Annotated in this window: 22 protein-coding genes, 1 tRNA gene and 1 pseudogene; 20 read left to right on the forward strand and 4 right to left on the reverse strand. The window is 41.2% G+C overall.

Features of this window, described 5'->3' with window-relative positions; all coding sequences use genetic code 11:
- Positions 1–33: 33 nt before the first annotated feature.
- On the reverse strand, positions 34–375 hold the full coding sequence (locus BAU16_RS00195; RefSeq protein ID WP_161526144.1) for a hypothetical protein: 342 nt from the start codon (positions 373–375) through the stop codon (positions 34–36).
- Between the two features lie 201 nt (positions 376–576).
- On the opposite strand from BAU16_RS00195, the gene pepA reads away from it, so the two are divergent.
- The 9 genes from pepA (at position 577) to BAU16_RS00240 (ending at position 10,320) form a co-directional block, all read left to right on the forward strand.
- Entirely contained in the window at positions 577–1,653 is a 1,077-nt protein-coding gene (pepA, locus tag BAU16_RS00200) for a glutamyl aminopeptidase (RefSeq protein ID WP_048604374.1), read from the forward strand.
- A 231-nt stretch (positions 1,654–1,884) separates the two neighbouring features.
- Positions 1,885–2,133, forward strand: a complete 249-nt coding sequence (locus BAU16_RS00205) for a GlsB/YeaQ/YmgE family stress response membrane protein (protein WP_048604373.1) — start codon at positions 1,885–1,887, stop codon at positions 2,131–2,133.
- 133 nt (positions 2,134–2,266) lie between these two features.
- Positions 2,267–3,202, forward strand: a complete 936-nt coding sequence (locus BAU16_RS00210) for an NADP-dependent oxidoreductase (protein ID WP_048604372.1) — start codon at positions 2,267–2,269, stop codon at positions 3,200–3,202.
- A gap of 252 nt (positions 3,203–3,454) precedes the next feature.
- The gene (yfcC, locus tag BAU16_RS00215) at positions 3,455–5,179 is read left to right on the forward strand and encodes a putative basic amino acid antiporter YfcC (protein WP_442896813.1); all 1,725 of its coding nucleotides are present in this window, start codon (positions 3,455–3,457) and stop codon (positions 5,177–5,179) included.
- A gap of 138 nt (positions 5,180–5,317) precedes the next feature.
- A complete protein-coding gene (locus tag BAU16_RS00220; protein ID WP_048604371.1) occupies positions 5,318–5,548 on the forward strand; it encodes a DUF1858 domain-containing protein in 231 nt (76 codons plus the stop codon).
- Entirely contained in the window at positions 5,548–6,891 is a 1,344-nt protein-coding gene (locus tag BAU16_RS00225) for a DUF438 domain-containing protein (protein WP_048605303.1), read from the forward strand. Before BAU16_RS00220 ends, BAU16_RS00225 begins: the two co-directional genes overlap by 1 nt.
- Positions 6,892–6,944: 53 nt before the next feature.
- The gene (locus tag BAU16_RS00230; protein ID WP_048604370.1) at positions 6,945–7,940 is read left to right on the forward strand and encodes an aldo/keto reductase; all 996 of its coding nucleotides are present in this window, start codon (positions 6,945–6,947) and stop codon (positions 7,938–7,940) included.
- A gap of 115 nt (positions 7,941–8,055) precedes the next feature.
- Complete coding sequence (locus BAU16_RS00235; protein ID WP_048604369.1) at positions 8,056–8,658, forward strand: NAD(P)H-dependent oxidoreductase; 603 nt, start codon at positions 8,056–8,058, stop codon at positions 8,656–8,658.
- Between the two features lie 3 nt (positions 8,659–8,661).
- On the forward strand, positions 8,662–10,320 hold the full coding sequence (locus BAU16_RS00240; RefSeq protein WP_161526146.1) for a peptide ABC transporter substrate-binding protein: 1,659 nt from the start codon (positions 8,662–8,664) through the stop codon (positions 10,318–10,320).
- A 41-nt stretch (positions 10,321–10,361) separates the two neighbouring features.
- Here BAU16_RS00240 and BAU16_RS00245 read toward each other — a convergent pair whose 3' ends face one another.
- Positions 10,362–11,090 (reverse strand): DUF554 domain-containing protein, encoded by a 729-nt coding sequence (locus BAU16_RS00245; protein ID WP_048604367.1) that lies wholly within the window; start codon positions 11,088–11,090, stop codon positions 10,362–10,364.
- A 129-nt stretch (positions 11,091–11,219) separates the two neighbouring features.
- Here BAU16_RS00245 and BAU16_RS00250 point away from each other — a divergent pair, with 129 nt between their 5' ends.
- From BAU16_RS00250 to BAU16_RS00265, 4 genes and pseudogenes are all read left to right on the forward strand, one after another.
- Positions 11,220–12,092 (forward strand): LysR family transcriptional regulator, encoded by an 873-nt coding sequence (locus tag BAU16_RS00250; RefSeq protein ID WP_161526147.1) that lies wholly within the window; start codon positions 11,220–11,222, stop codon positions 12,090–12,092.
- A 100-nt stretch (positions 12,093–12,192) separates the two neighbouring features.
- Complete coding sequence (locus BAU16_RS00255) at positions 12,193–13,668, forward strand: UbiD family decarboxylase (protein WP_048604365.1); 1,476 nt, start codon at positions 12,193–12,195, stop codon at positions 13,666–13,668.
- Between the two features lie 62 nt (positions 13,669–13,730).
- A complete protein-coding gene (locus BAU16_RS00260; protein WP_048604364.1) occupies positions 13,731–14,297 on the forward strand; it encodes a UbiX family flavin prenyltransferase in 567 nt (188 codons plus the stop codon).
- Positions 14,290–14,682 (forward strand): annotated as a pseudogene (locus BAU16_RS00265) (amino acid decarboxylase); the annotation flags it as partial. The gene BAU16_RS00260 and the pseudogene BAU16_RS00265, both read left to right, overlap by 8 nt.
- A gap of 69 nt (positions 14,683–14,751) precedes the next feature.
- Here BAU16_RS00265 and BAU16_RS00270 read toward each other — a convergent pair.
- Complete coding sequence (locus BAU16_RS00270; RefSeq protein ID WP_161526148.1) at positions 14,752–15,147, reverse strand: GNAT family N-acetyltransferase; 396 nt, start codon at positions 15,145–15,147, stop codon at positions 14,752–14,754.
- Positions 15,148–15,377: 230 nt separating this feature from the next.
- On the opposite strand from BAU16_RS00270, the gene BAU16_RS00275 reads away from it, so the two are divergent.
- The 6 genes from BAU16_RS00275 (at position 15,378) to upp (ending at position 20,837) form a co-directional block, all read left to right on the forward strand.
- Positions 15,378–16,388, forward strand: coding sequence for a lipoate--protein ligase (locus BAU16_RS00275; protein WP_161526149.1), 1,011 nt, complete (start codon positions 15,378–15,380; stop codon positions 16,386–16,388).
- Positions 16,389–16,430: 42 nt separating this feature from the next.
- On the forward strand, positions 16,431–17,150 hold the full coding sequence (locus BAU16_RS00280; RefSeq protein WP_161526150.1) for a methionine ABC transporter ATP-binding protein: 720 nt from the start codon (positions 16,431–16,433) through the stop codon (positions 17,148–17,150).
- Positions 17,147–17,818, forward strand: a complete 672-nt coding sequence (locus BAU16_RS00285; RefSeq protein ID WP_161526151.1) for a methionine ABC transporter permease — start codon at positions 17,147–17,149, stop codon at positions 17,816–17,818. The genes BAU16_RS00280 and BAU16_RS00285 overlap by 4 nt, the downstream gene beginning before the upstream one ends.
- A 75-nt stretch (positions 17,819–17,893) precedes the next feature.
- Entirely contained in the window at positions 17,894–18,709 is an 816-nt protein-coding gene (locus BAU16_RS00290) for a MetQ/NlpA family ABC transporter substrate-binding protein (RefSeq protein ID WP_161526152.1), read from the forward strand.
- Positions 18,710–18,832: 123 nt separating this feature from the next.
- Positions 18,833–20,071 carry a serine hydroxymethyltransferase gene (glyA, locus tag BAU16_RS00295; RefSeq protein WP_137604760.1) on the forward strand — a complete coding sequence of 413 codons (1,239 nt, stop codon included), beginning with the start codon at positions 18,833–18,835 and terminating at the stop codon, positions 20,069–20,071.
- 136 nt (positions 20,072–20,207) lie between these two features.
- Positions 20,208–20,837 carry a uracil phosphoribosyltransferase gene (upp, locus tag BAU16_RS00300; protein ID WP_137604759.1) on the forward strand — a complete coding sequence of 210 codons (630 nt, stop codon included), beginning with the start codon at positions 20,208–20,210 and terminating at the stop codon, positions 20,835–20,837.
- A gap of 123 nt (positions 20,838–20,960) precedes the next feature.
- Here upp and BAU16_RS00305 read toward each other — a convergent pair.
- A tRNA-Thr gene (locus BAU16_RS00305) sits at positions 20,961–21,033 on the reverse strand.
- A 137-nt stretch (positions 21,034–21,170) separates the two neighbouring features.
- On the opposite strand from BAU16_RS00305, the gene BAU16_RS00310 reads away from it, so the two are divergent.
- Complete coding sequence (locus tag BAU16_RS00310) at positions 21,171–21,407, forward strand: hypothetical protein (protein WP_048604355.1); 237 nt, start codon at positions 21,171–21,173, stop codon at positions 21,405–21,407.
- Positions 21,408–21,530 lie beyond the last annotated feature (123 nt).

The raw sequence follows: 21,530 nt of genomic DNA on the forward strand, positions 1-21,530 counted from the left end.
TTTTTGTCCACAGCGGTTTTATCAATAGTCAGGTTAATTTTTTAAGCGTTGGATATCCAATACCGTTCCAGTTTGGGCATCAGCTAAAAATTCGTAGGTAATCAATTGCCCGTCTTCTAAGCGGGTGATTCCTCCCGTGTAGCCTTGAGAGTGAACGGCAAATTTGCGCAAAGGTTGTTTTTCAAAATTAATCCATGAGCCTTCAATGGGTCCTTCTTTTAAAAATGCTCGTTTCACGGTGGTCAAGACGTCATCCGGTGAAAGAAGCTGCTTGTTTTTGAACCATAAGGCAGAGGCGACGCCACCTACTAGACCCATACTCATCCCTAATGCTAGGCCGCCTTTAAAATAATTAAATTGATTGTCATTGTCCATAGGTGTTCCTCCTTATGTCGAAAACTGCGATAGTTTGTTTTGTTATTTGAAGGGTTCACTAGTATTTTACCATAAAAATAAAAAATGTTTAGAGGAGAGGCACTTGTTTTTCTGATTTTGCGCTATAATGAAAGGTGTTTTTCAGAAGGATGAAGAAAAAGAAGCAAGGGAGGAATTACCTGAATTTCAGGTGAGCATTTGATGGAAGAAAAAACATTTCAACGGATCAAAGAATTGACTGAACTCCAAGGAACCAGTGGATTTGAACAAGAGGTCCGCACCTATATGCGAGAAAAAATCACTCCATTAGTAGATGAGGTACAACAAGACGGCTTGGGAGGGATCTTTGGGATTCGTCATCACGAAGAAGCCGATGCAAGACGGGTGATGGTAGCGGCACACATGGACGAAGTCGGGTTTATGCTGACACAAATCACCGAACGTGGGTTGTTTAAAGTCGTTCCTCTAGGTGGTTGGAATCCGTATGTTGTTTCTGCGCAACGATTTACGTTAAAGACAGCTGGCGGGAAAAATTATCCTTGTATCTCCGCATCAATTCCACCACATTTATTGCGGGGAACAGCCGGACAAAAAGCATTGGAAGTAACGGATGTTTTATTTGATGCCGGATTTGAATCAAAAGAAGAAGCCGAAAGTTTCGGTGTTAAACCGGGAGATACGATCGTCCCTCAAGTTGAAACGATCAAAACAGCGAATGGCAAAAATATTATTTCAAAAGCTTGGGATAATCGCTATGGCTGTACGGTGGTGTTGGAAGCACTAGAAGCGTTGCAAAAGGAAAAACTTGGGCACACCCTGATTGCTGGGGCAAATGTGCAAGAAGAAGTCGGTTTGCGAGGGTCAAAAGTGGCAACTACAAAATTCAAACCGGATTTATTTTTTGCCGTTGATTGTTCTGCGGCAGATGACACGGTTACGAAAAACGGCACATTCGGGCATCTGGGAGACGGCACGTTGATGCGTATTTATGATCCAGGCTTGATTATGCTGCCACGTTTGAGAGAATATTTATTAGATACAGCTGAAAGCAACCATATCCCATATCAATATTTTGTTTCAAAAGGCGGTACAGATGCTGGGGCTGCTCATCTTTCAAATGAAGGGATTCCAAGTACGGTTATTGGTGTAGTGGGACGTTACATCCATACCCATCAAACGATGTTTAGTATCGCTGATTTTGACGCCGCACGGGAAATGCTGATCCAAACATTGAAAGGCTTGGATCAATCCACAATCGATACGATTATTCAAGGTTAAAATAAAAACTGTGATTCCTCATGATTTTGTTGAGGAGTTGCAGTTTTTTTAATTTAAAGGAAATTACCTTGTATTACACCGGATTTTGATTCGAAAATAAATAAGAAAAATGGATACTTTTTATTCTTTATAATGAAAATAATTGAAGATATAAGCATAATTTTTGCGGTAATTAGAGAACAAAGGTAACATAATAGATGTAAGAAAGAAACAATAAAGGAGGAAAAGATTATGCATTGGTTATGGGTATTGATTGTCGGCGCTATTATTGGATTAATCGCTGGTGCTATTACAAATAAAGGCGGATCAATGGGCTGGATTGCAAATATTGTCGCAGGTCTAGTTGGATCGGCTGTCGGACAGGCATTGTTAGGAACTTGGGGTCCGCAAGTTGCAGGAATGGCGATTGTTCCGTCAATTATTGGCGCGGTGATCGTAGTTGCTGTCGTTTCCTTTATTTTGGGACGTTCAAAAAGCTAATTTTTCACAGCCAACCTGAAAGTCTGGAGCAAAGTGCTTCAGGCTTTTTTTGTAGTCGAAAAGTAATCCAAAATAATGTAAAAATTTTTGTTTTGCGGGTATACTTGTGAAATCAGTAAATGGAGGAATGAAAATGAAGACACGAGCAATTGTAATCAATCATTATGGAAACGAAGAACAACTGGTAGAGGAACACGTTTCTTTGCCGGAAATCAAAGAGAATCAAGTTCTACTAAAAGTTAAAGCCTCAGGAGTGAATCCTATCGATTGGAAATTACGGGAAGGATATCTAGCAAAAATGTTTCCTTGGCAATTCCCTATTATTTTAGGTTGGGATGTTGCCGGCGAAATTGTGGCAATTGGGGATAAGGTAACTAAGTGGGAAGTCGGCGAGGCAGTTTTTGCTCGTCCTGACACGACACGTTTTGGTACCTATGCAGACTATACAATCGTTGATGCTGAGCTATTGGCGAAAAAACCAGAAAACACTTCTTTTGCTGAAGCCGCGGCAGTACCCTTAGCAGGATTGACAGCGTATCAAGCTTTATTTACCCATGGTCAGCTGCAAGCAGGAGAAACAGTGTTGATCCATGCCGGGGCTGGTGGTGTTGGTCTCTTTGCCATCCAATTGGCAAAACAAGCTGGGGCACGGGTTATTACAACAGCCAGTGAGCAGAATCGTACTTTTTTAAAAGAACTAGGTGCAGATCAAGTGATCGATTATCGTCAGGAAGATTTTTCTGAAGTTCTTCAAGGAATCGACCTTGTGATCGATACGATGGGCGGCGAGATTCAAGCCAAAAGTTTTCATGTTTTGAAACCTCATGGCCGTTTGATTTCAATCGTTGGTATTCCACCGCAAGAAGATGAAAAGCAAATCACTGCCAAAAGTATTTGGTTAAAACCAGACGGCGTACAACTGCAACTTCTTGCTGATCTATTGGAACAAGGAAAAATCCGCAGCATTGTCGGACAGACATTCCCATTAACAGCAACGGGTGTGAAACAAGCCCACCAATTAAGTGAGACACACCATGCAAAAGGAAAAATTGTTTTGGTGAATGAATAAGGAGAAGATTGACTCATACAATCAAAAGCCAATCCCTTGAGGAAATCATCCAATTGAAACCAAAGACAGCAGTCGATCCAGCGACTGCTGTCTTTTTTTGAAAAGATGACTGGAAAGCGATTTCTTCCCGATTTGTTGCGAGAAATATGCAAGAAATCATGATAAAAGCGGATAAAAACTAATGAATTTATCATGTTGTTTTTTTATCAGTCGATTATAATATAAGCATTGTTAAAAGAAAGGACTAATATGATGGAAGTGAAACAGAAAAAACGTGATTTAACTAAAATGAAAACACCCCACACCTATGTCATTATTTTTATCGTTGTCGTTGCGGCGTGGTTGTTGACATTTGTTGTTCCTGCTGGGAAATTTAGTACTACTGAAGTTCAATACAAAGATGCGAATGGCGAAACAGCTTCTCGAACAGTTTTGCAGCAGTCAACGTTTCGGTATGACTATCCTTTAGACAAAGAATTTGTTTTTGACAAATTAGAAGACTTGGCACAAGATCCACAAGAATTAGAAAAATTGGAAATATCCGAAGCAGATGTACAGACGGTTCTTGACGAAGGAGAAAAAAGTTTAAGTCAAGAAAAATTGGATGGTATCGCTCTGACCGATGATGCCTTGTATGATTTGTATGGGGATAAAATTTATGATAAATCGGAAAAACTTCACAAAACCGCAAAATTGTGGGGGACCGATGATTTTGGCGGCTTTGGCTTTTTGAACTTTGTATTTGAAGGATTAGTTTCCGGTGACAAGTACGGCTCGGCTGTCGGTATTGCCGCACTGATTTTAGTAGTCGGCGGTGCTTTTGGGATTATTATGCGAACAGGAGCCATCGATGCAGGAATTTACGCTTTTATCTCAAAGACCCGCGGAATGGAAAAATTTGCAATTCCGCTGTTGTTTTTTGCCTTTTCACTAGGGGGAGCAACTTTTGGGATGGCAGAAGAAGTTATTCCTTTCTCGATGGTGATGGTGCCTTTCGTCATAGCATTGGGCTATGATTCCATCGTTGCGGTTACCGTAACGTATGTCGCTTCTCAGGTAGGGAACGCGACTTCTTGGATGAGCCCCTTCAGTGTTGCAGTAGCACAAGGAATCGCAGGTATTCCAGTGCTATCTGGAGCAACCTTCCGTTTGATTATGTGGGTGGTAGTTACTGCGTTGTCAGCGGGCTATCTGATGATTTATGCTGAACGAATTCGGAAAAATCCACTGCGTTCAGAAGTTTACGAATCAGATGAATATTTCCGTAGCCACATTGAAAAAACAGCGAATGAAAACAAACCATTCTTATGGGGACATAAGCTGATTTTATTGGAAATGTTAGCCGTTCTTGTCTGGATTATTTGGGGCGTAACGCAAAAAGGCTACTACATTCCAGAAATTGCCTCTCAATTCTTTGTTATGGGCTTAATTTCCGGAATCACTGCGGTTTTATTCAAACTAGATATGGGCTGGAATGACATTGCCAAAAGTTTCCAAAATGGTGCTGCTGATTTGGCGGGTACGGCAATTGTCGTAGGGATGGCAAAAGGAATTCTGTTAGTTTTAGGCGGTTCCGATGCCAATGTTGCTTCGGCATTGAATACGATTTTGCATAGCATCGGTGGCTTATTAACCGGTGTACCGGCGATGATCGGTGCTTGGGTAATGTACATTTTCCAAAGTTTATTCAATTTAGTCGTTACCTCAAATTCAGGACAAGCTGCTTTGACCATGCCGATTATGGCACCTTTAGCAGACTTGATTAATGTACCACGACAAATTGCCGTTTTGGCGTATCAATTAGGTGCCGGTTTTGTGGATGCCTTCACGCCAGTTTCTGCAAGTTTGATTGGTGTGCTAGGTGTGGCACGGATTGAATGGGTGAAATGGGCGAAATTCCAAATCAAAATGCAAGGATTCTTCTTTGTTTTAGGAACCATCTTCATCATGATTGCTATTGCGATTGGTTTACAATAAATGACTAATGAGACAGTTTTCGCTGAGTTTGGCGAAGCTGTCTTTTTTGTGGCGAAAACTTAGTGAAATCTTGCTCATTTCGTACTATAATACCCCTAGTTGAGAAATCTTCTCACTTTTCTTGAAAGGAAGATGTACATGAAAACAATCGATTTTTCCCGTTCATTATTTGACTTAGTTTCAGAATTTCCTGAAATCAAAGATATTATGTATAGCATCGGCTTCGAAGCCATCACCAAACCGGGAATGTTACAGACGGCTGGACGTTATGTGACGATTCCTAAAGGTGCACAAATGAAAAAAATTCCTCTTGAAACTGTCGTGGCAGCTTTTGAAGCACAGGGATTTACTGTGGAGGGAGCAAAATGATGGAACCAACAGCAAAAAAACGGCAGGAGCGGATCGTAGAAATTCTTTCCCTTTTGCATGAAGGTGGCTCTTTTGAAGAAGCCAAACGATTATTTAACGAGGAATTTGACGGCGTGGATGTGACAGAAATCACTGCCGCAGAAAAAGCCTTGATCCAAGGGGGCTTGAATCCCAGCGAAATCCAACGCTTGTGCAACATCCATGCAGCCGTTTTTAAAGGATCGATCAATGAGATTCATCGCTCCAACTATGACCATGAACAACCCGGGCATCCCGTCCATACGCTAAAATTAGAAAATCAAGTCTTACAGTCCTTGCTGACAGATGAAGTCGATGGCGTGTTAGCAAAAATCAAAAAAGGAGATTGGTCACAAAAAGATCGTCTGCTTTTGGCATTGACGGATCTCTTACAAATCGACAAGCATTATGCACGCAAAGAAACCTTGATCTTTTCTTACATGGAAAAATACGGCATCAGCGCACCGCCAAAAGTAATGTGGGGTGTGGACGATGATATCCGAGACATGATTAAAAACTTGATCCAAATGTTGCAATCGGAAAAAACCGCCTTCAATCCTTTGTCAGAAAAATGGGCTGCCGTAAAAAATGAAATTGAAGAAATGATTTTTAAAGAAGAAGAAATTATGATCCCGATGACTTTAGATGTATTTAGTATGAAGGATTGGGAAAAAATTGCCGCTGATAGTTTTGATATCGGATTTGCCTTTATTCCAGAACCATTGCCTTGGAAAGCCAGTCAAGAAGCACTGGAAAAAGAAGCAGAAAGAGAACCGGCACGGCAATTAGCTATCAAGCAGGCAAAAGAAACCACAGACGGAATTGCTGCCGGTTTAGCTGCCGACGGGCAAGCAGAACCGTTGGAAACCCATTATGACTGGGAAGACCAGACCTCGGCAGATACAGTCGTTTTACCAACGGGTGTCTTGCAGTTAGAACAAATGATTGCAATGTTTCAAGTTTTGCCAGTGGATTTAACATTTGTCGATCAAGAAGATCGGGTTCGTTTTTATTCAGAAGGAAAAAGTCGGGTCTTTCCTCGAACTACGTCGGTTATTGGTCGAGAAGTCGTCAATTGTCATCCTCCAAAAAGCATGCACATCGTTCAACGAATCTTAGATGATTTTCGTTCAGGCGCTCGAGATCATGCAGATTTTTGGATCGACATGCGGGGTAAAAAAATCTATATTCGTTATTTTGCTTTGTATAATGAAGCCAAAGAATATTTGGGTTGTTTAGAAGTGACCCAAGACGTGACAGAAATCCAAAAATTAGAAGGTCAGAGCCGTTTGCTGGATGAAGAAAAACAACCCTCCAACGATTGACAGACGAGACAATAAATCGTATCGTTAACAGTAAGAAAGGGGTTGCATAAGAAATGTATTTAGCAAATCCACAACGGTATAAAAAAATGGTTTACAATCGTGTAGGCAATTCTGGTTTGAAATTGCCAGCGATTTCTTTAGGGTTATGGCACAATTTTGGTGATACTGATCCGTTGGCAAAACAGCGGGAAACGATATTAGGGGCGTTTGATATGGGAATCACCCACTTCGATCTTGCCAATAATTACGGTCCGCCAGCCGGCTCAGCCGAGGAAAATTTTGGTAAGATATTCCGGCAGGAGTTAAAAAGTTATCGGGACGAAATGATTATTTCTTCAAAAGCGGGATATTACATGTGGGAAGGACCTTATGGTGAATGGGGATCAAAAAAATATTTGACCGCTAGCTGTGACCAAAGTTTGCAACGGTTGGGATTGGATTATGTGGATATTTTTTACCATCACCGTCCAGATCCTGACACACCAATGGAGGAAACGGCCCATGCATTGGATCTATTGGTTCGTCAAGGTAAAGCATTGTACGTCGGTGTTTCAAATTATTCGGCGGAACAAACGAAAAAAATGGCAGGCTTGTTAAAGGGATTGGGCACACCGTTTATCATTCATCAACCCCGCTACAATATGTTTGATCGATGGATTGAAGATGGATTGACTACCGTTTTAGAAGAAGAACAGCTAGGTGCTATCGTCTTCAGTCCGTTAGCACAAGGTCTACTGACGGATCGTTATCTGCATGGAATTCCTGAAGATTCCCGTGCCCATCGTTCTGACAGTCCATTTTTGACAGAAGATAAAGTCGAAGGAACCCTTTCCGTCGTTCGCAAGTTAAATGCAGTAGCTGAAAATCGGGGACAAACCTTAGCGGAAATGGCTCTTGCGTGGAATTTGCAGCAAAAAACAGTGACCAGTGTACTGGTGGGTGCTTCCCGGTTGAGTCAGTTACAAGACAATGTCAAAGCGTTGGATCATTTGGCGTTTACTCCAGATGAATTAGCAACCATTGATCAACTGTTAAAAGAAATGAAGTAACAAAAAGCGGCGGATTTTTTTCGCCGCTTTTTTCGTGAGCATGAAAATCTTTGTGAAAATAGAAACAAAATGAGGTATAATGTGCTAGGAAATAATTATTTATAGGAGGATGAAAATGAAAGCACTAATCGTATTTGCACATCCAAAAAAAGAAAGTTTTTCACATGCTTTGGTAGCAACCCTTGAAGAAGCATTGAAGAAGAAAGGGTATGAAGTCAACGTTCGAGACCTGTACCAAATGAATTTTAATCCGGTTTTATCTGGACCAGATGCGATCCATATCGAGAATGGAAAATTTGTCAGAGACAATGAGACGTTTCCTGAAGATGTTCAAGTGGAACAAAAATTTATTGAAGAGAGCGATTTGTTAATTTACGTTTTCCCAAGCTGGTGGAATGGCATGCCGGCAATCATGAAGGGCTATGTAGATCGGGTTTTCCAACACGGATTTGCCTACAGTTTTGAATCAGACGAACCGAAAAAACGCTTTGCTGGAAAACGGGCATTGTTCTTTACCCCAACAGGTCAACCACAAAACGAAGACGGCAGCGATTCACCAATCGATCGTGCAATGAAGACGGTCACTTCAGAATGGATGTTCAACAGCAATGGAACCGAAGTGATCGATCACGTATTTTATGGTCGAGTTCCTTATAAAACGCGGGAAGAATTAGCCGAATATTTGGCAGATGCCCAACGAAGAATTGAAGAGCTGTAAAAAATGAATTGGAAAAAGTTTGCGGGAATTGGGGTAATTTTAGGACTGTTGATTGGTTTGACTGCTTGTGCCGCGGGAGCGGATACGAAAAAAGAGAACGTCCAAGCAGATAGCGACAATCAAGAAAAAATCATCAATATGATGGAGATCAATGAGATTTCTTCCATGGATTCTGGCAATGCGCTGGATGGGGGCAGTTTTATTGCTATCACACAGGTTATCGAAGGACTCTATAATTTAGATGACGAAGACAATATTATTCCCGGTGTTGCGGAAAAATTGCCGGAAATTAGTGAAGATGGCTTAACGTATACCGTTTCCCTTCGAAAAAATGCTACTTGGTCAAACGGTGATCCGGTAACAGCTCACGACTTTGTCTATGCTTGGCGCCGGGTAGTCACGCCGTCTTTTGGCTCACCAAGTTCATTTTTATTGGCAGATATTAAAAACACCTCCAAAATTTTAGAAGGAAAAGCTGAACCGGAAACCCTTGGTGTTGAAGCAAAAGATGATTATACCTTGTTGGTTACCTTGGAACATCCGGTGGCTTATTTTACCTCAGTGATGACTTTTCCAACCTTGTTTCCACAAAACCAAAAATATGTGGAAAAACAAGGAGAAAACTATGCTTTGGATAGCGACCATCTAATTTATAATGGACCTTATCGTTTAGCTGAATGGAAACACGGCAATCAAAAATGGGTTTATGAAAAAAATGATCACTATTGGAACAAAGAACAAAGCAATGTCAAGGCAGTCAATATCCAAGTTGTTAAAGATACGAATTTAGCTGTCAATCTGTTCAAAGATGGACAACTGGATCGGGCAGTCCTTTCCGGTGAGTATGCCAAACAATACAAAAAGGATAAAAACTACACGACTCAGCTTGATTCTTGGGTCCATACACTGGAATTGAATCAAAAGAAAGAGGATAAAGCAACGATCTTTGCCAACAAATCGATTCGCCAAGCTATTGGCCTTGCCATTGATCGGGAACACATTGCCAATACACTGCTGGATAATGATTCCCGAGCTATTTATGGCTTAATTCCAAGTGAATTCGTGAAAAATCCAGAAAGTAACGAAGATTTCCGTAAAGAAAGCGGCGATATTCAAAGTTTTGATGTTGAAAAAGCCAAAACCTTGTGGCAAAAGGGCTTAAAAGAGTTGGGAGAAAAAACAGCTACCCTTCAACTGTCTGCTTCAGATCAGGATGAGAACAAAGCAATCACGGAATACTTGCAGTACACCCTACAGGAAAACCTGCCGGGCTTAACTGTCGAAATTTCTTTGGTTCCGGAAAAAAATCTGTTGGATAAAAAACAATCCCATGATTTTGATTTGATGCTGACACGCCAAGGTCCGGATTTTCAAGATCCTACCACGTATCTGAATACCTATCAAACAGAAGCCTTCAATAATCCTTCTGTTTATAGCAATGAAACCTATGATAAATTATTGGCGCAAGCCCAGACAGAATCCAATCAATTGGAAACCCGTTGGCAAACGTTGATCAAAGCAGAGCATACCTTGTTGGAGGATGCAGCAGTAATTCCAATCTATCAATCTGCTAACACAGCTTTATTGCGGGACAATATCACAGGAATGATCCATCACTTGTTTGGACCGCCAAATTTCTACGGAAAAATTATGTTGAAATAGAAAAAAACCGATACTGATTTCAGTATCGGGTTTTCTTTATCCTAGAGTAAAGGCATCAGCCAATTGACCCAAATCCAGCTTAAAGGCATGATCAAAATCATGGCTGGAATCATATCGGCAATGGGGAACATTTTTAGTTTGACCATTCGAAAACCAGTTGCCAACATCAAGAATCCGCCACAAGCTTTGAAGTCGAAAATCATATCCGGCGTTGTCAGTGGGAAGACGAATTTTGCCGCTAAAAAAAGAACATAGAAAATTAAAAATTGTGGAATCGCAATGACTGAAACTACATAGCCCAAATTACAGGCAAAAATCGCAGCAGTGAAGAAATCTAAAATCGATTTGGAAATCAAAATCGTACTGTCGCCAGTCATTCCTGCGTCCAAACTTCCATAAATACCGGTTCCGCTAGCACAAAAAAGAACGATTACGGTCACAAGCGTATTGATGAATTCTTCGTGAGACATCGTTAAATTTTCATTTGGAAAGAGTTTACTAATAGGCTTTTGCATCAGCATGGCCCCTTTGTTGATGTATTCCCCCAAATGAATCGCTAACCCGATTCCAGTACCAATGACTAAAGCAAAGATAACCGCCGGCATATATTTCATCGGTGCAATGGCAAAAATTCCCATTCCCATCGAACAAACACCGAAAATCATCGTGATCTCCGTTTTAAATTTCTCCGACAATTTGTTTCCTAAAAATCCGCCCGCTAATCCGCCAAAGACAACAGACAGGGCGTTGATAATAACACCAGTTGGCATGTAATTGCTTCCTCCCTTATAAATGAATAACTGCTTACTTGCGGGTTCATTTTACCAATCAAAGATGGTTTCGCCAATTCAAAATTCGTGCTAAAGTATTCTCAAATGGAATAGAACGGAAGCGAAATAATGGACATCAATAAACTGCAAGCCTTCATTGATTTGACGAAAACCTTGAGCTACACCGAGACGGCAGAACATCTTTTTACTACCCAAGGCAATATTTCTAAACAAATTTTGAATTTAGAAAAAGAATTAGGCGTAGAATTATTTCAACGAGAGCATCGAAAAATCCAATTGACCGAAGCGGCTAAACTTGCGTTGCCTTTTGCTCAATCTATCGTGGAGCAATCTGAAAAATTACAGGAGACTTTGGCAGATTATGAAGCAGAAACCAATCTGGCGCTGCATGTGTTTACCATTCCGACGATGCCAAGTTATCGCGGCTTTGCGAAAATCACGGATTTTTTGAAGAAGCATCCGGAAATCAAAATCCAATTGACCGAGGCGGAGAGTTTTGAGCTTTTTCCTGCACCGTTGGAAGGAAAGAACAACATTGTTTTTGCTCGAATCTTTGGAGAAAAAGCAGACACGTGGGAGTGGTTGATTACAGAACAGGATCGATTTGTCGCTGTTTTACCAAAACGACACCCTCTGGCAAAGGAAAAGGAACTACCTCTCGTTGCGTTGGCACAGGAAAATTTTTTGCTTTTGGGAAAAGAAACCAATCTGTATCTTCCGGTAATGGAAATGTGTAGGCAAGCGGAAATCAATCCTACTATCACATATGAAGGTACCCGAATCGACTTGATTTTAACAATGGTTGCCAGTGAACTAGGTATTACCTTAGCGATGGAAAAAACGGTTCTCAATCTTCTTAACGAAGAATTAGTGGCAATTCCGGTGACCCCGAACCAAATCAGTTCGCTTTGCTTTGTGCGAAAAAAAGGAGAACATTCCAAAGCCTCCAATCTGTTTTGGTCCTATTTACAAGAACAGTAAATTAATATTCCGTTTTGGAATGTATTCTTCCGGAAGTTGAATTGTTTGCGACAGCGGGAACTTTTACAATGATGATGAGTTAAGGAAAGGGGAAATCATCATGACACAAGAACCTTATGATTTAAGAAAAGTTCTCGCTGAACTAAAAGAACTGCCGGGACAATACCATGAGACAGCAATCGAAATTGATCCGGAGGCAGAATTATCCGGTGTTTACCGCTATATCGGTGCGGGAGGAACCGTCAAACGTCCAACACAAGAAGGACCAACGATGATGTTCAATAAGATAAAGGGATTTCCTGACAAACGGGTGCTGATCGGTATCATGGCCAGCCGCAAACGTGTAGGGGAAATTTTTCATCACGATTATAAAACCTTAGGACGTTTATTGAAAGATTCAGTAGAAAATCCTGTGAAGCCAGTTAAGGTCGCCAAAGCAGACGCACCCGCACAAGAAGTCGTTCATCTAGCTTCTGATCCGGCATTTGATATTCGCAAAATTTTGCCAGCACCAACCAATACGGAATATGATGCCGGACCATACATTACGATGGGTGTCGTTTTTGGCTCTGATCCGGAAAAAACCATGAGTGATGTAACAATCCATCGAATGGTTTTGGAAGACAAAGATACAATTGGTATGTATATCATGCCCGGTGGTCGACATATTGGACATTTTCAAGAGCAATTTGAAAAATTAAACAAACCAATGCCGATCACGATCAATATCGGACTTGATCCTGCCATCACAATTGGTGCAACCTTTGAACCGCCTACCACGCCTTTAGGCTACAATGAATTATGGGTTGCCGGTGCCCTGCGGCAGGAACCTGTGCAATTGGTTGATGGGGTTGCGGTGGATGAAGTGGGCATCGCGCGGGCAGAATTTATTATTGAAGCCGAAATCATGCCAAATCAACGAATGCAAGAAGATATCAACACCCATACTGGTAAAGCGATGCCGGAATTTCCTGGTTACAACGGAGATGCCAATCCTGCTGTTAATGTCGTCAAGGTTAAAGCAGTGACCCACCGCAAGGATCAACCAATCATGCAAACAACCATCGGTCCAAGCGAAGAACATGTGTCAATGGCTGGTATCCCAACGGAGGCGAGCATTTTAGAATTGGTGGATAAAGCAATTCCCGGAAAAGTTGTCAACGTGTACAACCCTCCTGCAGGTGGCGGGAAATTAATGAGTATTTTGCAAATTCGCAAAGAAAATCCTGCCGATGAAGGAATTCAACGACAAGCCGCAATTTTGGCTCTCTCAGCCTTTAAAGAATTGAAAACCGTCATTTTGGTAGATGAAGACGTGGATATTTTTGATATGAATGATGTGATGTGGACTTTAAATACCCGTTTCCAAGGAGATCAGGACATTCTTGTTTTGCCTGGGATGCGGAATCACCCTCTTGATCCTTCTGAGTTGCCGGAATACGATCCAAAGTCGATTCGGGTACGGGGGATGAGTTCCAAAACAATTCTTGATGGAACCGTTCCTTTTGATATGAAAGATCATTTTATCCGTGCGCAATTCAAAGAAGTTGCTGATTGGAAAAAATATCTGGACTAAGACTACAGATGGAAAATGCCGCAACTTTTTGCTGCGGCATTTTTTAGAAGGGAGTAAAACAAATGAAGAAAATCGTAATTGGAATCACCGGAGCATCAGGAACAATCTATGCACTTGACCTAATCAAAAAATTAAAGGCGATTCCTGATGTTGAAACGCATGGAATAATCAGCTCATGGGCGAAAGAAAACCTCAAGCTTGAAACGGAAATGTCATTGAAAGAGGTAGAAGGTTTGTTGGACTATCACTATTCCAACAAAGATTTAGGAGCGGCGATTGCCAGCGGTTCCTTTCTGACCGATGGCATGGTGATCGTTCCAGCGAGCATGAAAACAGTAGCTAGCCTTTCCATCGGATTAGCAGACAATTTAATTACTCGTGCCGCAGACGTTGCCTTAAAAGAACAACGAAAACTGATTTTAGTTCCACGAGAAACACCGTTAAACGCAATCCACTTAGAAAATTTAACGAAGCTTTCACGATTAGGCGTGCAAATCATTCCGCCGATCCCAGCTTTTTATAATCAGCCAAAAACAATCCAAGATTTGGTGGATCATCACACCATGAAATTGTTGGATGCATTAGGCATCGCCAATGACAGTCAAGGAAGATGGGGTGGCGATGAGTAAAGAATTTCAAGTTTCTGCCGAAAAGTATACAATGAAAATCAGCGCAACGGTGAGAAACAAAGATTTGCTACTTCAGTTGACTGGGGGGGATTATCCTCATATTGGTACTGTGACGACATTTTCAAAAGATATTTTACCCGAAACGCTTCGTTTTCCCAGCCATGACGGACGATTTCACAAAGACGATCGTTTAGCACAGGTCATTGTACCTATGATCCAAGCGCTGTTGCCGGGAAACTGTGTTCTGTTGTCTGGTGTTCATGTGGATCAAATCACCCAAGCACAAATTGCAGTATCTTTTGAGATGGCTGCACAATTGGGAGAGCAGCTTCAGCAATGGTTGTCCACAAACCCATTTTTTGAGAAAGAACCTCAGTATTATCAAAAAACGAAAAACCGCAGTAAAAAAATCCGTCAAACAAAAAGTTTGCGGATTTCTTTGCGTTTAGCGCCTTTAATCCAGATACATCACCCCGGAAATTTCCAAATCGAAGCCACACTTTTGATAAAAAGCGGCGGTCTCTTCATCCGTTGACAAGGTCAGAATGCCCAATCCTCGTTGTTTGCTTTCGGTGATTAATGCATGAATCAATTGTTTTCCAAGACCTTTTCCCTGATGAGCAGGATGAACCATGATGTCTTCCAGATATCCGTGTTCCAATCCCATACCACAAACATAGCCGAATGCTACTAATTTCTTTGTCGTAGTTTCTCGGATGCCAGCATAAAAATTGCAACGTTCAAAAAGTTGGGGATAATCCTGCGGTCGACCGCCCCACCCGATACTTTCACGTAAGGCGGGAACTTCAAAAGGTTGGATGGCAGAATTGAGTGCTAAATGATACGGCATAAATTCCCTCCCAAAAAATCATTTTTTTAATTGTAGCATTTTTTTGTCTTTAGCGACAGCAAGTGTGGAATTGCTTTATATAATAAAAAATGATACAGATTAAAAACAGTTGCTTTTCGATAAACATAGATGTTTAAACAAAAAAATCTGTGCTGTATAGTTGACATATTTTTGAAAAATAGTACAGTAGTAAAAGTAGTGTCAATCTGACAAGAAAGGAATTCTTTGAGATGTATTATTATGTGATGCCTTCTCACGATATTCGCCGGAATTTAGCGACAGAACAATATTTGTTGGAACAAGAATTTGATGAACCATTGGTATTATTTTATATTCAAGAACCCTGTATCATTATCGGGCGGAATCAAAATGCGTTGGAGGAAATCAATCAACGCTTCGTTCGAGAAAAGGGGATCACGGTGACACGTCGTTTGTCTGGTGGCGGGGCAGTTTATGACGATTTGGGAAATGTTAGCTTTAGCTTTGTGACCAAAGCTGATGGGAATTTTGGAAACTTTAAAGAATTTACCGAACCGATTTTAAGAGCCATCCATAAATTAGGCGCAACCGGAGCCACAGTCAGCGGACGCAACGATCTGATGATTGACGGCAAAAAATTTTCAGGCAATGCCATGTATAAGAAGCGGGGAAAATTATTTTCTCATGGTACTTTGATGCTGGATGTTGATTTGGATGTTTTGCCTCAAGCATTGCAGGTTGCCAAGGATAAAATCGAATCAAAAGGCACCAAATCAGTTCGTAGCCATGTGACCAATTTGCGTCCTTATTTGTCTGAAAACTATCAGCAACTAAGCACCGAAGAATTTCGTGACGAATTGTTGAAACAATTATTTTCGGTGGAAGATGTCACTCAAATTGCGGACAAGCAGATTCAATTATCGACAGAAGACGAGCAGGCAATTGATCAGTTGGTGACAAGTCTTTATGGCAATGAAGCGTGGATTTATGGAGAAGCACCTACCTACACGTTGCAACGGCGTCGTCGGTATCCGGCAGTGGGAATCATCGATGCCCGTTTGACAGTGGCTAAAGGAAAAATCACGGATTTGATTTTTTACGGTGATTATTTTGGTCAAAAGGAATCCAGTGAGTTGGCTGCATTATTTATTGGGAAAGACTACCGAAGACCAGCTTTGGCACAGGTCATTGAACAGATTCAAGCGGATCAGTATTTCAGCCATTTGACTAACGAAACGTTGTTGGATTTATTGATTGAATAGGAAAAAGTTGAAAGATGGACTAAAACTATCAAGGAGACCATTATGATCGAACTGAAAGGTATCGCAAAGGAATACAATCAGCAGTTGGTGTTAGCTCCGCTGGATTTGACGATTGCTCCCCATGAAATTTTTGGAATCGTTGGTGAAAGTGGTGCGGGAAAATCCACGCTGTTAAAAATAATGAGCCTGTTGGAAACGCCTTCTGAGGGATCGCTTTTTTTAGAGGGTAAAGAAGTAGCGAAACTGGACCAAAGAGCAATTCGTCAATTGAAACAATCGATTGGCATGGTCTTTCAGCAATACCATTTACTCTATAATCGTACGGTGTTTGAAAATATTTCTTTGCCGCTAAAATTATTGGGACGTGAAGAACCGCAAAAAGTCAAAGAGTTGTTGCATTTTGTCGGATTGCAGGAAAAAGAGACAGCTTATCCGCGGCAGTTGAGCGGGGGACAAAAACAACGGGTGGCAATCGCTCGAGCGTTGGTAAATAATCCTAAGATGATTTTGTGTGATGAACCTACTTCAGCTTTGGACGAAAAAAGCACGGCGGATATTTTGGAACTTCTAAAAAAAGTGCATCAAGAATTTCAACCAACTATCGTTTTTGTCAGTCATGAATTAGCTGCAGTCAAGGCCTTGTGCCAGCGAGCAGCAATTTTGGAAGCAGGAAAGTTAAAGGCAATTACTCCAGTTAAAAATCTTTCACTGCAAAGTACAGACAGCTATGAAGAGCGAGTGATTGCGAGGTTGCAGGGATGAATTATTGGGAAAGACTCAATGAATTTCGACCGGAAATGTTCCAAGCTATCGGGGATACATTGATTATGATGGGCATTGCGATGGCAGCGTCACTGCTTGTCGGTCTGCCGATTGGCACCTATATTTTTCTTTCACGAAAAAAAGGGGTGGTACCTAATAAAGGGGTGTACTGGGTGCTGAATTTTTATGTGGATATCGTCCGCTCCTTTCCGTTTTTATTATTTGTCGTCGCTTTGATTCCGTTGACCAGACTTGTCATGGGAACAGCTTTTGGCACCTATGCCGCTGCTTTTCCTCTAAGTTTTGTCGGAGCAGCGATTTATGCTCGTTTGGTGGAACAGGTCCTGTTGGATGTACCAGCAGAGATTTTGGAATTAGCGGCTTCTTTAGGGGCTACCCGCCGCCAGTTGTTGTTGGAATTTTTATTTGTGGAAGCCCGCAGTGGATTGGTTTTGAGCTTTACTTCTGCCTCCATCAGTCTGGTTTCGTATTCCACAGTCATGGGAATCGTGGGTGGTGGAGGAATCGGTGATTTTGCGATTCGTTACGGCTATCAGAATTATGAATACGACATCATGTACACAACGATCGTCATCATGATTCTCTTTGTTTTTGGGATTCAACTTTTGGGCACCACAATCGCCAGAAGAATCGATAAGCGAAAATAACTCCTCCTCTGTTTGTCTGCTAATTTGAAACAGGGATAGAGGATTTACTAAAAAAATTAAAGGGGTAAAAAATAGATGAAAAAAATCGCAGTAGGAATCGCAGTTTTGGGAGCAGCACTTTTATTAGGTGCTTGCGGCAACAACAGTAATAAAAGCAGTGAAGAGAAAGTCATCAAAGTAGCAAGTCAAACGTCACCAATGACAGATGTGGTAAAAAAAGCCGCAGAAGTCGCTAAAAAAGAGGGTTGGGATATTCAATTAGTCCAAGTTAATGACAACATACAATACAATGAACTATTGAAAAATAAAGAAGTAGATGCTAACTTTGCACAACATGAACCCTTCATGGAAAAATTCAATGAAGAAAAAGATGCCAATCTAGTCATGATTCAAAAAATTTATGACGCAAAAGTTGGCTTCTATTCAAAAAATTATCAAGATATCGCTGATTTGCCGGATGGAGCAACGATTGCGTTGCCAAACGATGTCTCCAATGAAGGTCGGGCATTGGCAATCTTAGCGGATGCGGGCTTAATCGAATTGAAAGCAGATGCCGGCTTCAATGGAACTCTTAAAGATGTCGTGGAAAATCCCCACAATTTCAAGTGGTTGTCGGTGGATCTTTTAAATCTTGCGGAAGCTTACAATGAAAAAGATGTGGCAATGGTCTATGATTACCCAACATATATCGCGAAAATTGGGTTGAAACCAAGTGATGCTATTTTATTGGAAAAGAAAATCGACAGCCGCTTTGCGATTTCTTTAGTCGCACGGGAAGACAATCAAGATTCCGCAAAAATCAAAGCGTTGAAAAAAGCCATGACCAGCCCTGAAGTTCACGAATTTTTAGAAAAAGAACATCAGGATACATTGATTCCTTCCTTTGATTAAAAAAATCTGTATGCATCAAGAGGTGCATACAGGTTTTTTTGTCTATCCAGAGCCTAAGGTCTTCACAGTAGAGAAAACTATGGTACAATTCGAACTAACAAGGTAAGAGGGGTGTTGTTCTCAATGGACTATAAAGAATTTGATCCAGAATTATGGCAAGCAGTCGAAAATGAATTTACACGACAACAAAACAATTTGGAGCTGATTGCCTCGGAAAATATTGTTTCAAAAGGGGTATTAGCGGCACAAGGCAGTGTATTGACCAATAAATATGCTGAAGGTTATCCCGGTCGTCGGTATTATGGCGGTTGTGAATACATCGATGTCGTTGAAAATTTAGCAATCGATCGAGCGAAAGAATTATTTGGCGCCAAATTTGTCAACGTGCAGCCGCATTCCGGCTCACAAGCTAACACGGCAGCCTATTTAGCCTTAGTGGAACCCGGCGACACCATCATGGGGATGGATTTATCCGCAGGGGGACATTTAACTCATGGTTCACCAGTTAATTTCAGTGGTAAAACGTATCATTTTGTCAGCTACGGTGTTGATCCAACAACGGAAGTGATCGATTATAATGTCGTACGGATTTTAGCTCGGAAACATCAGCCTAAATTGATTGTTGCAGGTGCCAGTGCCTATTCCCGCACCATCGATTTTGCAAAATTCCGTGAAATCGCTGATGAAATCGGTGCAAAACTAATGGTAGATATGGCACATATCGCCGGGTTAGTTGCAGCAGGCTTGCACCCATCACCCGTTCCTTATGCAGACATCACGACCACCACTACCCATAAAACTTTACGCGGTCCACGGGGCGGAATGGTTTTGACTAATGACGAAGCATTAGCGAAAAAAATCAATAGCGCTGTTTTCCCTGGTATTCAAGGGGGTCCACTAGAGCATGTGATCGCCGGAAAAGCAGTTTCCTTCAAAGAAGCACTGGCACCGGAATTCAAAGAGTATGCGCAACAAGTCATTACGAATGCTCAAGCAATGGCTAAAGTTTTCAATCAAGCCCCAGAAGCTCGGTTGGTTTCTGGCGCAACGGACAATCATTTGCTATTGATCGATGTGCGTGATTTTGAAATGAACGGCAAAGAAGCCGAAGCCATTTTGGACAGTGTAAATATTACCGTTAATAAAAACTCAATTCCATTCGAATCATTGAGTCCTTTCAAAACCAGCGGAATTCGTGTGGGGACACCGGCAATTACTAGTCGTGGATTTAGTGAAGAAGATGCAGTTGAAGTAGCAAAATTGATTGTAAAGGCATTACGTGCCAAAGAAGACCAAGAAGTTCTGGCACAAGTAAAAGAAGAAGTGAAGGCTTTAACAGATAAACACCCGATTTATCAATAATCGGCAGACAAAAGGTGAGGCACCATTCAATGAATGGTCCCCGCCTTCTTTTGCGGAATTTTTAGCAAATTTAGAAGAAATGTTGTTTCTCTTCATTATTTGCTTTAAAATAGAAGAAAACTAAAGGAGAATCATCATGGGCAAATTTCAAGTAATCGACCATCCACTCATTCAACACAAACTAACTATTATTCGGGAAAAAAATTGCGGAACAAAAGTTTTCCGTGAAGTTGTCAATGAAATCGCCATGTTAATGGCTTATGAAGTTTCTCGTGATATGCCATTGGAAGATACGGTAATCGAAACACCAATCGTCAAAACTACACAAAAAACGTTAACAGGGAAAAAAGTTGCCATCGTTCCGATCCTACGTGCCGGAATTGGAATGGTAGACGGTATTTTGGAATTGATTCCAGCAGCTAAAGTTGGACACATTGGCTTGTACCGGGACGAAGAAACTTTGGAACCTCATGAATATTTTGTAAAATTACCAGAAGATATCGATTCTCGTCAGCTATTTGTTGTTGACCCGATGTTGGCAACTGGTGGTTCTGCAATCATGGCAATCGATGCCCTGAAAAAACGCGGCGGTTCAAACATTAAATTTGTTTGTCTCGTAGCTGCACCAGAAGGCGTCAAGGCCTTACAAGAAGCTCATCCAGATATTGATATCTACACGGCAGCTTTGGATGATCATTTGAATGAACACGGCTATATCGTTCCTGGACTTGGCGATGCCGGTGACCGTTTATTTGGAACAAAATAGGTTTTGTAACGAGTGATGAAAAAATTCCTGTCGGAGAATTCGGCAGGATTTTTTTTGGATAAGCGATAATAAAAAAAGAGCCAGCAAATCTTAGAAGCTAAGATTGCTGACTTTCTTTTGTTATGCCGGCTATAGGATTCGAACCTACGACCCCCGCGTTACGAGTGCGATGCTCTACCAACTGAGCTAAGCCGGCGTGACACAACAAGAATTATAGAAAAAAAAAGGTGGTTTGTAAAGAGAAATGTAGTAAAAAAAGAGTTTATTAGCAAAATTTCTGCAAATTTTCACAAAGTGTGCTATAATGAATATATATAAAGGGAGGTTTTGTGAATGGCAACGTTTGGTAAATTTGATGCAACAGTAATTCCTTCTGAAGCTGGAGAAGGGTTTTTAGTAGACACTCATGTGAAATTTTCAATCTATGGCAAACCGCAGACAGGGACCGTTACAAAGCAGCTGAAAAATTCTGCAGTAATCGAATTGGATGAAACTCCTGACAATCAACAGTTACTTACGCAAAGCAATGGTGTGTTAATCATCAATTATAAACATATGAAAAAGATTTAAACTTGATCACCGATTTTTTTCGGTGATATTTTTTTAGTGAAATTATACGGTCTGACTTCAATCAGTCCGCAAACGGTATTTCTAAATTTTTTCTGAATGAAGGACGGGATGTCTTTCTTTTCT

Source organism: Enterococcus sp. JM9B, from assembly GCF_009933265.1.
Classification (GTDB): Bacteria; Bacillota; Bacilli; order Lactobacillales; family Enterococcaceae; genus Enterococcus_C; species Enterococcus_C songbeiensis.